The sequence below is a fragment of the Leclercia sp. W6 genome, from assembly GCF_003336345.1.
Taxonomy (GTDB): domain Bacteria; phylum Pseudomonadota; class Gammaproteobacteria; order Enterobacterales; family Enterobacteriaceae; genus Enterobacter.
This window is the reverse complement of the sequence record NZ_CP031104.1, coordinates 926,641-940,166: the sequence shown is the minus strand read 5'-3', so window position 1 is coordinate 940,166 and position 13,526 is coordinate 926,641. Positions and strand designations below refer to the sequence as shown.

At 52.1% G+C, this 13,526-nt stretch carries 12 protein-coding genes; 4 read left to right on the top strand and 8 right to left on the bottom strand.

The window, feature by feature from the left end; all coding sequences use genetic code 11:
- Positions 1 to 91: 91 nt before the first annotated feature.
- Entirely contained in the window at positions 92 to 388 is a 297-nt protein-coding gene (locus tag DVA43_RS04650) for a YciI family protein (RefSeq protein WP_032611245.1), read from the top strand.
- Positions 389 to 423: 35 nt separating this feature from the next.
- Here the strand turns inward: DVA43_RS04650 and leuE are convergent, their stop codons facing one another.
- Together leuE and DVA43_RS24455 are read right to left on the bottom strand one after the other, a co-directional pair.
- Complete coding sequence (gene leuE, locus DVA43_RS04645) at positions 424 to 1,059, bottom strand: leucine efflux protein LeuE (protein ID WP_103822506.1); 636 nt, start codon at positions 1,057 to 1,059, stop codon at positions 424 to 426.
- A 66-nt stretch (positions 1,060 to 1,125) separates the two neighbouring features.
- Positions 1,126 to 1,299, bottom strand: coding sequence for a YciY family protein (locus tag DVA43_RS24455; protein ID WP_139157093.1), 174 nt, complete (start codon positions 1,297 to 1,299; stop codon positions 1,126 to 1,128).
- Positions 1,300 to 1,441: 142 nt separating this feature from the next.
- On the opposite strand from DVA43_RS24455, the gene cls reads away from it, so the two are divergent.
- On the top strand, positions 1,442 to 2,902 hold the full coding sequence (gene cls / locus DVA43_RS04640; protein WP_103179911.1) for a cardiolipin synthase: 1,461 nt from the start codon (positions 1,442 to 1,444) through the stop codon (positions 2,900 to 2,902).
- 33 nt (positions 2,903 to 2,935) lie between these two features.
- Positions 2,936 to 3,265, top strand: coding sequence for an HI1450 family dsDNA-mimic protein (locus tag DVA43_RS04635; protein ID WP_103179912.1), 330 nt, complete (start codon positions 2,936 to 2,938; stop codon positions 3,263 to 3,265).
- A 43-nt stretch (positions 3,266 to 3,308) separates the two neighbouring features.
- Here the strand turns inward: DVA43_RS04635 and oppF are convergent, their stop codons facing one another.
- The 6 genes from oppF to DVA43_RS04605 all read right to left on the bottom strand — a co-directional run bounded on the left by oppF (position 3,309) and on the right by DVA43_RS04605 (position 10,315).
- Entirely contained in the window at positions 3,309 to 4,313 is a 1,005-nt protein-coding gene (oppF, locus tag DVA43_RS04630) for a murein tripeptide/oligopeptide ABC transporter ATP-binding protein OppF (RefSeq protein WP_103179913.1), read from the bottom strand.
- Positions 4,310 to 5,323 carry an ABC transporter ATP-binding protein gene (locus tag DVA43_RS04625; RefSeq protein ID WP_114314721.1) on the bottom strand — a complete coding sequence of 338 codons (1,014 nt, stop codon included), beginning with the start codon at positions 5,321 to 5,323 and terminating at the stop codon, positions 4,310 to 4,312. The genes oppF and DVA43_RS04625 overlap by 4 nt, the downstream gene beginning before the upstream one ends.
- A gap of 11 nt (positions 5,324 to 5,334) precedes the next feature.
- A complete protein-coding gene (gene oppC, locus DVA43_RS04620; RefSeq protein ID WP_103179915.1) occupies positions 5,335 to 6,243 on the bottom strand; it encodes an oligopeptide ABC transporter permease OppC in 909 nt (302 codons plus the stop codon).
- Positions 6,244 to 6,257: 14 nt separating this feature from the next.
- Positions 6,258 to 7,178, bottom strand: a complete 921-nt coding sequence (oppB, locus tag DVA43_RS04615; protein WP_103179916.1) for an oligopeptide ABC transporter permease OppB — start codon at positions 7,176 to 7,178, stop codon at positions 6,258 to 6,260.
- Between the two features lie 85 nt (positions 7,179 to 7,263).
- Positions 7,264 to 8,895 (bottom strand): oligopeptide ABC transporter substrate-binding protein OppA, encoded by a 1,632-nt coding sequence (gene oppA / locus DVA43_RS04610; protein ID WP_114314720.1) that lies wholly within the window; start codon positions 8,893 to 8,895, stop codon positions 7,264 to 7,266.
- Between the two features lie 772 nt (positions 8,896 to 9,667).
- Positions 9,668 to 10,315, bottom strand: coding sequence for a YchE family NAAT transporter (locus DVA43_RS04605; protein WP_103179918.1), 648 nt, complete (start codon positions 10,313 to 10,315; stop codon positions 9,668 to 9,670).
- A 476-nt stretch (positions 10,316 to 10,791) separates the two neighbouring features.
- Here DVA43_RS04605 and adhE point away from each other — a divergent pair, with 476 nt between their 5' ends.
- The gene (gene adhE, locus DVA43_RS04600) at positions 10,792 to 13,470 is read left to right on the top strand and encodes a bifunctional acetaldehyde-CoA/alcohol dehydrogenase (protein WP_103822264.1); all 2,679 of its coding nucleotides are present in this window, start codon (positions 10,792 to 10,794) and stop codon (positions 13,468 to 13,470) included.
- The last annotated feature ends 56 nt before the right edge of the window (positions 13,471 to 13,526 follow it).

Here is a 13,526-nt window from a genome sequence, read left to right as displayed (position 1 = left end):
AAGGTTTTAACAATGTTGCCATCTTTACATTGCAGTCACCTGCACTTTCACATAACGTAATTCCCACTTTTATCGGTTAAGGAGCTCCGCTGTGCTTTACGTGATTTTTGCTGCAGATGTCGCTGATTCTCTGGAAAAACGTCTCTCCGTACGCCCTGCCCACCTTGCGCGCTTACAGCTGCTGCATGACGAAGGCAGATTACTGACCGCAGGGCCAATGCCTGCCGTCGACAGCAACGATCCGGGTGCGGCGGGATTTACCGGCTCAACGGTGATTGCCGAATTTGAATCGCTCGAAGCGGCACAGGCCTGGGCGCAGGACGACCCGTATGTGGCGGCAGGCGTGTATGATAACGTCGTGGTGAAGCCGTTTAAAAAAGTTTTCTAAGATAAAAAAAGGCTCCGTACCAGGAGCCTTTTTTATTAGTTCAGGGATGCCAGCCGCGCCGCAAAGCCAACAAACAGTAATCCTATTAAACCATTTCCCAGCTTCGCCAGTTTCTTTTTGGTTTTCAGATAGCGCGTAACAAACGCGCCGGAGAAGATCAGGAAGCTCATATAGATAAAACTGATGATTTCCAGCGTGACCGCGAGGATCATAAAAGCGACGCCGGTATGCTTCGCGTGAACGTCAATAAACTGCACAAAGAATGAGACATAAAACAAAATCGCCTTCGGGTTGGTCATACTCAGCACCAGCGAGCGTTTCATTATGGTTTTAGCCGGTTCGAGACCGCCAGCATCGCCCTGCTGTGTATGCCTTATTACCGACCAGAGCATTTTGCCGCCCAGCCATAACAGATAGAACGCCCCGAGATAGCGCACAATATTAAACAGCATTGGCGTGGTCTGGATCAGCGCCGCAACCCCTGCCCATGCCAGAAACATCAGTACCGCATCGCCAATAAATACGCCACTGGCGGCAAGATAGCCCTTTTTCACACCGTGACCAATACCGGTTTTTAAAACGAATAAGGTATTAGGTCCAGGAACCAGAACAATAAAAATAGCCCCGACAACATAGGTCCAGAAATTCAGTACACCCAAATCCGCAAACACCTCATCCTCCTTTTTGACGTAGCGAATAAAAAACATCGGGCACCTCTGTGGGTGCCCTTGTGTCATTCAGTAATCCTGAATGGCGAACAGCAACGCATTGCGATGACGGTTCATACTGCATTTTCTGATGGCGTGGATACGCATATTACGGCGGGATTGAGCTTCCAGCCAACGCGCTTTGCGACGACTTGTCTGTCGCAACATGCGCCAGCGCCCTACTTCTGTTCTACTGCGCTTCATGTTACCAACTCTTCACAAAACAGAGCGTTCATTATAGTCCCTTGCCTGCGGCAGACCAGCGCTTTTATCTGGCGTTTTTATTTGCCAGAAAAATCCTGACGCGTAAACTCTTAACAATACGCTTTCAAAAGGATTTTTTATTATGACAACCTTCTACACCGTGGTGAGTTGGCTGCTCATTCTGGGATACTGGCTGTTGATCGCAGGGGTGACGTTACGCATCCTGATGAAGCGCAGAGCTGTTCCCTCTGCCATGGCATGGCTGTTGATTATTTATATCCTGCCGCTGGTCGGCATCATTGCGTATTTATCCTTTGGTGAGCTTCACCTCGGTAAACGTCGGGCCGAACGTGCCCGGGCGATGTGGCCCTCCACGGCGAAATGGCTGAACGATCTGAAATCCTGCAAACATATTTTTGCCGAAGAGAACAGTGACGTCGCCGCGTCGTTATTTAAGCTCTGTGAACGCCGCCAGGGGATTGCCGGGGTGAAAGGCAATCAGCTGCAATTGATGACCACCTCCGATGACGTTATGAATGCGCTGATCCGCGATATTCAGCTGGCGCGGCATAATATCGAGATGGTGTTCTATATCTGGCAGCCCGGTGGCATGGCCGATCAGGTAGCTGAATCCCTGATGGCCGCGGCACGCCGGGGGATCCACTGCCGTCTGATGCTCGACTCCGCCGGTAGCGTGAACTTTTTCCGCAGCAACTGGGCATCCATGATGCGCAATGCCGGTGTGGAAGTGGTCGAAGCGTTAAAGGTTAACCTGATGCGTGTGTTTCTGCGCAGGATGGATCTGCGCCAGCACCGCAAAATGGTGCTCATCGACAACTATATCGCCTATACCGGCAGCATGAACATGGTCGACCCGCGCTTCTTTAAACAGGATGCCGGTGTGGGCCAATGGATCGATCTGATGGCGCGTATGGAGGGTCCGGTCGCCACCGCGATGGGGATCGTCTACTCCTGTGACTGGGAGATTGAAACCGGCAAACGCATTCTGCCCCCGCCGCCGGATGCCAATATCATGCCGTTTGAACAGGCCAGCGGGCACACTATTCATACTATCGCCTCCGGACCGGGCTTCCCGGAAGATCTGATCCATCAGGCGTTATTGACCGCCGCCTATTCCGCCCGCGAATACCTGATCATGACCACCCCCTATTTCGTGCCGAGTGACGATCTGCTCCACGCTATCTGCACCGCCGCCCAGCGCGGGGTCGATGTCAGTATTATCCTGCCGCGCAAGAACGATTCGGTGCTGGTGGGCTGGGCCAGCCGGGCCTTTTTCAGCGAACTGCTGGCGGCCGGGGTGAAGATTTACCAGTTTGAAGGTGGGCTGCTGCACACCAAGAGCGTGCTGGTGGATGGTGAGCTTAGCCTGGTGGGAACAGTGAACCTGGATATGCGCAGCCTGTGGCTCAATTTTGAGATCACGCTGGTGATCGACGATACCGGTTTTGGGGGCGATCTGGCGGCCGTGCAGGATGATTATATCTCGCGCTCCCGCCTGCTGGATGCCCGTCTGTGGATGAAAAGGCCGCTATGGCAGCGAATTGCCGAACGACTGTTTTACTTCTTTAGTCCGTTGCTGTAAAACGTGCCCAACGATGTTAAACAGGTAGTCATCATGGAAATGGATCTGAACAATCGCCTGACCGAAGACGAAACGCTCGAGCAGGCCTACGATATCTTTCTGGAACTGGCCGTCGATAATCTCGACCCGGCGGATGTGATTCTCTTTAATTTGCAGTTTGAAGAGCGTGGCGGCGCCGAGCTGTTCGATCCGTCTGAAGACTGGGCTGAACATGTCGATTACGACCTGAACCCGGACTTTTTCGCCGAGGTGGTGATTGGCCTGGCGGAGACCGACGGCGGAGAGATCAATGATATCTTTGCCCGCGTTCTACTGTGTCGTGAGAAAGACCACAAGCTGTGCCATATACTCTGGCGCGAATAAAAAAAGGCTGCGATTGCAGCCTTTTTTATTGCCAGTTACCCGGTCAGAGCGGGTCAACCTTCAGGCAGGAGACCGCATGGCGGAAGCTGCCCTCCAGTACCGGACGCGTTTTCGCGCACTCCGGCCCGGCAATCGGGCAGCGGGTACGGAACACGCAGCCAGATGGCGGGTTGATGGGCGACGGCAGCTCCCCTTCCAGCAGCTGAATGGTCTTATTCTGCTCCAGGTCAGGATCCGGCACCGGCACGGCAGACATCAGCGCTCTGGTGTAAGGGTGTAACGGATTATGATACACCTCGTCATAGGTGCCCAGCTCCACCGCATGGCCGAGATACATCACCAGTACGCGATCGGAGATGTGCTTCACCACCGCCAGGTCGTGGGCGATAAAGATCAGCGACAGCCCCATCTCACGCTGCAGTTTCTGCAGCAGGTTAACCACCTGCGCCTGAATCGACACGTCCAGCGCCGAGACCGGTTCGTCACAGATAATCAGCTTCGGCTCCAGGATCAGCGCGCGGGCAATGCCGATACGCTGGCACTGGCCACCCGAGAACTCGTGCGGATAGCGGTTGATAAGGTTCGGCAGCAAACCAACCTTCATCATCATCGCCTTGACGCGGTCGCGCACTTCGGTACGCGGCATCTTCGGATGATAGGTACGCAGCGGCTCAGCGATGATCTCGCCAATGGTCATACGCGGATTCAGTGACGCCAGCGGATCCTGGAAAATCATCTGAATGTCGCTTCGGACCTCGCGCCACTCTTCCGGCTTCATCCCCAGCAGATCTTTACCCAGCCAGGCGACCTTGCCGCCAGTGGCTTTCACCAGGCCGATGATCGCGCGGGCAAAGGTGGATTTGCCGCAGCCCGACTCCCCCACCACGCCAAGAGTTTCCCCCTCGTAGAGACGCAGGGTGACGCCGTCAACCGCTTTCAGGGTTTTCGCCGGCTGCCAGAACCACTGCTTGCCGTCTTTGATGTCGAAGTGCACTTTCAGATCGGCGATTTCAAGCAGAACATTTCTTTTTTCGTCAATGGCTGTCATACCAGCTCCTCGTACGGCTTAAAGCAGGCACGCAGACGGCCTGGTGCAAACTCTTCCAGCGGTGGCGCGCTGTTGCAGATTTCCATCGCGTGCGGACAACGCGGCTGGAACGGGCAGCCTTTCGGCAGACGCAGCAGGTTAGGCGGGTTGCCAGGAATGGTCAGCAGCGACTCCCCTTCCGCATCAAGACGCGGTACCGCATTCAGCAGGCCAATCGAGTACGGGTGCGCCGGATGGTAGAAGACATCACGCGCTTTACCGTACTCCATGGTACGCCCGGCATACATCACCAGCACTTTGTCGCAGATCCCGGCCACGACGCCGAGATCGTGGGTAATCATGATGATCGCGGTATTAAACTCGCGCTTCAGCTCGTTTAGCAGGGTCATGATCTGCGCCTGAACGGTCACGTCCAGCGCAGTAGTCGGTTCATCGGCAATGAGCAGTTTTGGCCGGCACAGCAGCGCCATCGCGATCATCACGCGCTGGCGCATCCCGCCAGAAAACTCGTGCGGGAACATGCGCATACGCTTACGCGCTTCCGGCATTTTTACCGCATCCAGCATCTTAACCGACTCTTCAAACGCTTCGGCTTTGCCCATCCCTTTGTGCAGCATCAGCACTTCCATCAGCTGCTCGCCCACACGCATGTACGGGTTCAGGGAGGTCATCGGATCCTGGAAAATCATGGATATCTGCTCGGCACGCAGCTTGTTAAGCTCGTTCTCCGGCAGGTTAAGGATCTGCTTACCGTTAAAGGTGGCAGAGCCGCCGATAACGCCGTTTTGTGCCAGCAGCCCCATCAGGGCGAACGCCGTCTGGGATTTACCGGAACCGGATTCACCCACGATACCCAGCGTTTCGCCAGCACGCAGGCTGAAGTTAAGATCGTTTACCGCGGTCACATCGCCATCAGGCGTTTTAAAGGTGACTCGCAGATCTTTCACATCCAGCAGGAGATTACTCTGCTGATGCGCTTGTGGGGCCGATGCCGTTTCAATAATAGTCATGGCGGCACTCCTTAACGGTCTTTCGGATCGAGGGCATCACGCAGGCCATCGCCGATAAAGTTGAAACAAAACAGTGTCACCACCAGGAAACCCGCCGGGAACAGCAGCAGCCACGGTGAAACTTCCATAGAGTTGGCGCCATCGCTCAGCAGCGCACCCCAGCTGCTCAGCGGCTCCTGGGTACCCAGGCCGAGGAAGCTCAGGAAAGATTCAAAGAGGATCATGCTCGGAACCAACAGGGAGGCATACACTACCACCACACCCAGCACGTTTGGCACGATATGACGGACCACAATATTACCGGTTGAAACCCCGCCCACCTGCGCCGCTTCGATAAACTCTTTGCGCTTCAGGCTCAGGGTCTGGCCGCGCACGATACGCGCCATATCGAGCCAGGAGACCATGCCGATAGCCACGAAGATCAGCAAAATGTTCTGGCCAAAGAAGGTCACCAACAGGATGACGAAGAACATAAACGGGAAGGAGTTGAGGATCTCCAGAATACGCATCATCACCGAATCGACCTTGCCGCCGAGATAGCCGGAGAGCGATCCGTATAACGTCCCCAGAATCACCGCAACAAAGGCTGCTGCGATCCCTACCATCAACGAAATGCGTCCACCGATGGCCACACGGACCAGCAGGTCACGCCCGGAAGAGTCGGTACCAAAGTAGTGGCCCGATTCGGTATCCGGCGCGCTGGACATCATGCCCCAGTCGGTGTCGAAGTAGGTGAACTGCGACAGCATCGGCGCCAGCGTCACAAACAGGGCGATAAGGACCAGGACAATCAGGCTGGCAACCGCAGCACGGTTATGCATGAAGCGACGGCGTGCATCCTGCCAGAGGCTGCGCCCCTCCACTTCCAGTTTTTCACTGAAGTTTTCCAGCGCCTCGCTGTTTTTCTTACTTAACATCATGGCGAGCTCCAGTGTCAGTAGCGGATTTTCGGATCGATAACGGCATAGAGCACGTCGACGATCGCGTTAAAGAAGATGGTGAGCGCGCCAACGAGAATGGTCAGACTCAGTACCAGTGAATAGTCGCGGTTAAGGGCGCCGTTAACGAACAGCTGGCCGATACCCGGCAAACCATAGATGGTTTCGATAACCATTGACCCGGTGATAATCCCGACGAACGCAGGGCCCAGATAAGAGAGCACCGGCAGCAGCGCAGGTTTTAACGCATGACGGAAGATGATGCGGCGCATCGGCAGCCCTTTGGCCCGGGCGGTACGAATGAAGTTCGAGTGCAACACTTCAATCATTGAACCACGGGTGATACGCGAAATACTGGCGATATAAGCGAGAGACAACGCGACCATCGGCAGGATCATAAATTTCAGCGCCCCGCCATTCCAGCCGCCGCCGGGCAGCCATTTCAGGGTGATGGCAAATATCATGACCAGCAAGGGGGCCACGACAAAACTCGGTATGACGACACCGGTCATTGCCACCCCCATAACGGTGTAATCCCATTTCGTGTTCTGATTAAGCGCAGCAATAACGCCCGCCGTGACGCCAAGAATAACGGCCAGTAAAAACGCCGCGGCGCCTAATTTCGCCGAAACGGGGAAGCTGGATGCCACCAGATCGTTTACGGAATAATCTTTATATTTAAACGACGGACCAAAATCACCGTGGGCCAGCTGTTTCAGATAGTTGAAATACTGGGTGGAGATAGGATCGTTTAAATGATATTTCGCTTCGATATTCGCCATAACTTCTGGCGGCAGCGTACGTTCACCGGTAAATGGACTTCCCGGCGCGAGACGCATCATAAAGAAGGAGATCGTGATAAGAATAAATAGCGTTGGGATCGCTTCAAGACAGCGACGTAGGATAAATTTCAACATTGCCCGTACCTTCTGGCGTGTGCCTATATAATATTACGATGAGTAGACACCGTGGGGCAGACAGCGCCCGCCCCACTCATTGCCATTAATGCTTGATAATATACAAGTTTTTAACGTAGATATTATCCATCGGGTCTTTCCCGGTATATCCACCTACCCACGGTTTCACCAGACGGGCGTTCACGTAGTAGTAAACCGGTACGATCGCAGAATCTTTGTCGAGCTGCTGTTCCGCTTTCGCGTACAGATCGGCGCGCTGCGCTTCGTCAGTCACTTTCAGGGTATCGCCGATCAGCTTATCGAACTCTGCGCTCTTATAGTGCGCGGTGTTGTTCGAGCTGTCGCTCAGCATGGTGTTCAGGAAAGAGGTCGGCTCGTTGTAGTCCGCACACCAGCCGGCACGGGCCACATCAAAGGTGCCCTGATGGCGGCTATCCAGGAAGGTTTTCCACTCCTGGTTTTCCAGCTTCACGTTCACACCCAGGTTTTTCTTCCAGATGGAAGAGACTGCGATAGCCAGTTTCTTATGCAGATCGGAGGTGTTATACAGCAGGCTGAAGGTCAGCGGCTTGTCTGCGGTATAACCCGCTTCGGCCAGCAGTTTCTTCGCTTCTGCATTACGCTGTTCCTGGGTCATTTTGAACCATTCTGGCTCGGTCAGCTTCGCACCATCGGTATACGGTGGCGTGTAGCTGTACGCTGGCAGGTCGCCCTGGTTTTTCACCTTGTTGACGATGATATCGCGATCCAGCGCCAGCTTCAGGGCGGTACGAACGCGAACGTCAGTGAATGGCGCTTTCTGGTTGTTGATTTCGTAATAATAGGTGCAGAGGTACGGGTCAACGTGTACTTCAGCAGGGATCTCTTTCTTCAGCTTCTGGAAGAGTTCAATCGGCATGTTGTTATAGGTCATGTCGATTTCGCCGCTGCGGTAGCGGTTAACATCAGTCACTTCAGAAGAGATTGGCAGGTAGGTAACCTGATTAATGACGGTTTTCGCGTTATCCCAGTAGTTGGTATTACGCTCCAGGTCGATACGTTCGTTAACGACCCAGGCTTTCAGCTTGTAGGCGCCGTTGGTCACGATATTGGCAGGCTGAGTCCACTTATCGCCAAATTTTTCAACCGCGGCTTTTGGAACCGGGGAGACGGACGGGTGAACCAGCAGCTTATAGAAATAAGGAACCGGCTCGCTCAGGGTAACTTCGAACGTATTGTCATCGATCGCTTTTACGCCGAGATCGGTAATCGGTTTTTTGCCGGTGATGATGTCATCGATATTGGCGATGTGGCCATACTGCAGATAACTCGCATACGGAGAGGCAGTATTAGGATCTGCCAGACGCTGCCAGCTATAAACGAAATCGTGGGCGGTAACCGGGGAACCATCGGACCATTTTGCGTCTTTACGCAGGTGGAAGGTCCAGACTTTAAAGTCTTTGTTTTCCCATTTTTCAGCTACACCCGCAACCGGGTGGCCGTTTACGTCAGTGACCAGCAGACCTTCGAACAGATCGCGGTTAACGTTAGACTCCGGTACACCTTCAATCTTGTGCGGATCCAGAGACTGAACCTCAGCACCGTTGTTACGCACCAGCGTTTGCTTCTCCGCCAGTTGAACTCCAGCAGGGACGTCAGCAGCCATTGCAACGTTGCCTGCGATTAGCGCAGTTAAAATCCCCGCAGCTACCAGACTTTTTTTTGTGATGATGGACATTGTGTTGATACTCCACTCTTTATAATTACTGGTTTTTACCAGCCTGTTTAATTCCCCTTTTTAGGGGTTCCCTGACAACGTAGGAGTTTATGCTGCCGTCAGGCGTTTTTTACTTCTCGCTATCATCGACTTTACTATTACTGGCGGCTCGTCTGGCCACCTTGCGTCGATTTGTGACATGCCTCCCCTGCCGAGGCATGTATTAATTCTTATAGGTCAGAATCGTTAATGAAAAAGATTCTCATCTATAAGAAGTACGCTCAAATGGAATGGCCGGAAAGTACCAAATGAGTTACTTAGGCGCCAATACATTTTGCAAATTTGTTAACCAATTCTCTTTTACGGAAGAGACCGTTACACCGTGGGCTGCCATGCCGCGCATCGAATGCGAAAAAAATGCCTGTCATTCAATGAGATGAAAAAAGTGTTGTCGATGAGCGTACCGCGATGCCAGAAGCGATCTGTTTTTTGTACAAAAAATTAACAACTGTCTATTATTTAGCACATTCATCTAAATCATTCAGCAAATTACTAATATCATCTCAGTAATCTTGCAGCAAGCCCCAGAGTATTGTGTGAGTAAAATAACAGACGCTTTGCGCGGTTTATGACCAGATGAACGGTATGTGGAAAGACAAGTTATTGAAAGTTAACCAAACAAAATTATTAATAAAATTTATTATAGTTAAAGCGATTTTCAACTTTCATTATATGATTTGCTGATAATGACAAAAAAAGCGGAGCCCTGGGCTCCGCTTTTTCATTTGAAGGATTAACCTAATAACCCCGGAAAAATTGATTTCAGACCGGTAACAATAAATTCAATCCCCAGTGCCATCAGCAGCAGACCCATAATACGGGTGATAACGTTAATGCCCGTCTGGCCCAGCAGGCGTACCAGCCACGGCGCAATACGGAACACCCCCCAGCAACAGAAGGCAAACAGGGCAATAGCTATCGAGAAGCCAATCAGATGCATCAGGTTATGGTAACGCGTTCCCCATACGATGGTAGAACTGATCGCCCCTGGCCCTGCCATCAAGGGCAATGCCAGCGGCACCACGCCGATGCTCTCTCGGATGGCGGTTTCTGATTTCTCCTGCTTGTTCTGTTTGTCCTCACCCAGCTTGCCGCTGATCATTGACATGGCAATGGTGACCACAAGGATCCCGCCGGCTATTCTGAACGAATCGATTGAGATGCCAAAAATCTGCAATATTGAATCGCCAAGATAGAGCGACGTCAGCAGGATGATCGCCACGGACAAATTTGCCGTCAGGTTGGTTTTATTCCTGGCAAGGGCGGTTTGATAGCTGGTCATACTGATGAAGACGGGAATAATGCCCACCGGGTTCACCAGCGCGAACAGACCAATAAAGAACTTAAAATACGTTGGGAAATCAAAGAGCGATAGGCTCACTGTTAGCTCCGCTGATTAGCAAGTCTTAATATAAAATGTGGCATCCACAATAACCCGGCAGACGATACGCCTTTTATGCCTCTACTTCATCACAATAATGCTAAATATGGTGATGTTACGCTGTAAAATATTTGTGTACTTTATGCGTTGTTATGGTTCAATTAGTTTTGCAATTATTTAACAATCGATGAAATGCCCTAAAACACCCCTGCTGAAAGGTATCAGCTTATGGATAAATTGATACAGATCATGTTTTCGGTACTCAGAAGTGAGTAATCTTGATTACGCCACCAAGGAGACTCAGAGTCTGAACGTAGGCTACTGATGGAAGGCTCTTTTAGTAAATCAGGGGAACGATAAAGACGTTAACATCTTGTTTTTACGTAAGTTAAGCAAGTGGCAATGACGCTGACTATACTGTTTTCGTGTCGAGCAGCTGATTTACTAAAAGAGTTTAACATTATCAGGAGAGCATTATGGCTGTTACTAATGTCGCTGAACTTAACGCACTTGTAGAGCGCGTAAAAAAAGCCCAGCGTGAATATGCCAATTTCACCCAAGAACAGGTTGATAAAATCTTCCGCGCCGCCGCTCTGGCTGCTGCAGATGCTCGAATCCCTCTCGCTAAAATGGCCGTTGCCGAATCCGGTATGGGTATCGTTGAAGATAAAGTGATTAAAAACCACTTTGCTTCTGAGTATATCTACAACGCCTATAAAGATGAGAAGACTTGTGGCGTTCTGTCTGAAGATGACACGTTCGGTACCATCACCATTGCTGAGCCAATCGGCATCATCTGCGGTATCGTTCCAACCACCAACCCAACTTCTACTGCTATCTTCAAATCGCTGATCAGCCTGAAGACGCGTAACGCAATCATTTTCTCTCCACACCCACGTGCTAAAGATGCAACCAACAAAGCTGCAGATATCGTTCTGCAAGCGGCGATCGCTGCGGGTGCACCGAAAGATCTGATCGGCTGGATCGATCAGCCTTCCGTGGAACTGTCTAACGCTCTGATGCACCACCCAGACATTAACCTGATTTTGGCAACTGGTGGCCCAGGCATGGTTAAAGCGGCCTATAGCTCCGGTAAACCGGCTATCGGCGTAGGTGCGGGTAACACCCCAGTTGTTATCGACGAAACCGCCGATATTAAACGTGCTGTTGCCTCTGTACTGATGTCTAAAACCTTCGATAACGGCGTAATCTGTGCTTCCGAGCAGTCCGTTGTTGTTGTTGATTCCGTATACGATGCCGTTCGCGAACGTTTCGCCAGCCACGGCGGCTATCTGCTGCAGGGCAAAGAGCTGAAAGCGGTTCAGGACATCATCCTGAAAAACGGCGCTCTGAACGCCGCCATCGTAGGTCAGCCAGCGTATAAAATTGCTGAACTGGCAGGTTTCACCGTTCCAGCCAGCACCAAGATCCTGATTGGCGAAGTGAATATCGTTGACGAAAGCGAGCCGTTTGCACACGAAAAACTCTCTCCGACGCTGGCAATGTACCGCGCGAAAGATTTCGAAGATGCGGTTGATAAAGCAGAGAAACTGGTAGCGATGGGCGGTATCGGCCATACCTCCTGTCTCTACACTGACCAGGATAACCAGCCTGAACGTGTGGCCTACTTCGGTCAGATGATGAAAACTGCACGTATCCTGATCAACACCCCTGCTTCTCAGGGTGGTATCGGTGACCTGTATAACTTCAAACTCGCGCCTTCCCTGACTCTGGGTTGTGGTTCATGGGGTGGTAACTCCATCTCTGAGAACGTTGGTCCTAAGCACCTGATCAACAAGAAAACCGTTGCTAAGCGAGCTGAAAACATGTTGTGGCATAAACTTCCGAAATCTATCTACTTCCGCCGTGGCTCCCTGCCAATCGCGCTGGATGAAGTGATTACTGATGGCCACAAACGTGCGCTCATCGTGACTGACCGTTTCCTGTTCAACAATGGCTACGCAGACCAGATCACCTCTGTTCTGAAAGCGGCTGGCGTGGAAACTGAAGTGTTCTTCGAAGTTGAAGCTGACCCAACCCTGTCTGTTGTTCGCAAAGGCGCAGAGCTGGCAAACTCCTTCAAACCAGACGTGATCATCGCGCTGGGCGGCGGCTCCCCAATGGACGCAGCCAAAATTATGTGGGTAATGTACGAGCACCCAGAAACGCACTTCGAAGAGCTGGCGCTGCGCTTTATGGATATCCGTAAACGTATCTACAAGTTCCCGAAAATGGGCGTGAAAGCGAAAATGATCGCCGTCACCACCACTTCCGGTACCGGTTCTGAAGTGACGCCGTTTGCTGTTGTTACCGACGATGCAACAGGTCAGAAATACCCACTGGCAGACTACGCTCTGACCCCGGACATGGCGATTGTTGACGCCAACCTGGTCATGGACATGCCGAAATCACTCTGTGCATTCGGTGGTCTGGATGCGGTAACTCACGCCCTGGAAGCTTATGTTTCTGTACTGGCGTCTGAGTTCTCTGACGGTCAGGCTCTGCAGGCACTGAAACTGCTGAAAGAGAACCTGCCAGCCTCTTATAACGAAGGCTCTAAAAACCCGGTTGCCCGTGAGCGTGTGCACAGTGCTGCCACCATCGCCGGTATCGCGTTTGCTAACGCCTTCCTGGGTGTGTGTCACTCCATGGCGCACAAGCTGGGCTCTCAGTTCCACATTCCTCACGGTCTGGCGAACGCCCTGCTGATCTCTAACGTTATCCGTTACAACGCTAACGACAACCCGACCAAGCAGACTGCATTCAGCCAGTACGACCGTCCGCAGGCTCGTCGTCGCTACGCAGAAATCGCTGACCACCTGGGCCTGAGCGCTCCTGGTGACCGCACTGCTGCGAAGATCGAGAAACTGCTGGCATGGCTGGAAAGCCTGAAAGCTGAGCTGGGTATTCCTAAGTCTATCCGTGAAGCTGGCGTTCAGGAAGCTGACTTCCTGGCACACGTAGACAAGCTGTCTGAAGATGCCTTTGATGACCAGTGTACTGGTGCGAACCCGCGCTACCCACTGATCGCAGAGCTGAAACAGATCCTGCTGGATACCTACTATGGCCGCGAATACACTGAAGGTGTGGTTGCTGCACCTGCAGCTGTAGAAACCCTGGTAAAAGCGGATAAGAAAGCGAAGAAAAGCGCTTAATTAATCGCTCAATAAAAAACCCGCTTCGGCGGGTTTTTTTATGTCTCTTTTCCAGC

Coding starts and splice junctions, on each gene's coding strand:
- DVA43_RS24455 (WP_139157093.1), bottom strand. CDS start 1,299: ATGAAGCGCAGTAGAACAGAAGTAGGGCGCTGGCGCATGTTGCGACAG.
- cls (WP_103179911.1), top strand. CDS start 1,442: ATGACAACCTTCTACACCGTGGTGAGTTGGCTGCTCATTCTGGGATAC.
- DVA43_RS04635 (WP_103179912.1), top strand. CDS start 2,936: ATGGAAATGGATCTGAACAATCGCCTGACCGAAGACGAAACGCTCGAG.
- oppF (WP_103179913.1), bottom strand. CDS start 4,313: ATGACAGCCATTGACGAAAAAAGAAATGTTCTGCTTGAAATCGCCGAT.
- DVA43_RS04625 (WP_114314721.1), bottom strand. CDS start 5,323: ATGACTATTATTGAAACGGCATCGGCCCCACAAGCGCATCAGCAGAGT.
- oppC (WP_103179915.1), bottom strand. CDS start 6,243: ATGATGTTAAGTAAGAAAAACAGCGAGGCGCTGGAAAACTTCAGTGAA.
- oppB (WP_103179916.1), bottom strand. CDS start 7,178: ATGTTGAAATTTATCCTACGTCGCTGTCTTGAAGCGATCCCAACGCTA.
- oppA (WP_114314720.1), bottom strand. CDS start 8,895: ATGTCCATCATCACAAAAAAAAGTCTGGTAGCTGCGGGGATTTTAACT.
- adhE (WP_103822264.1), top strand. CDS start 10,792: ATGGCTGTTACTAATGTCGCTGAACTTAACGCACTTGTAGAGCGCGTA.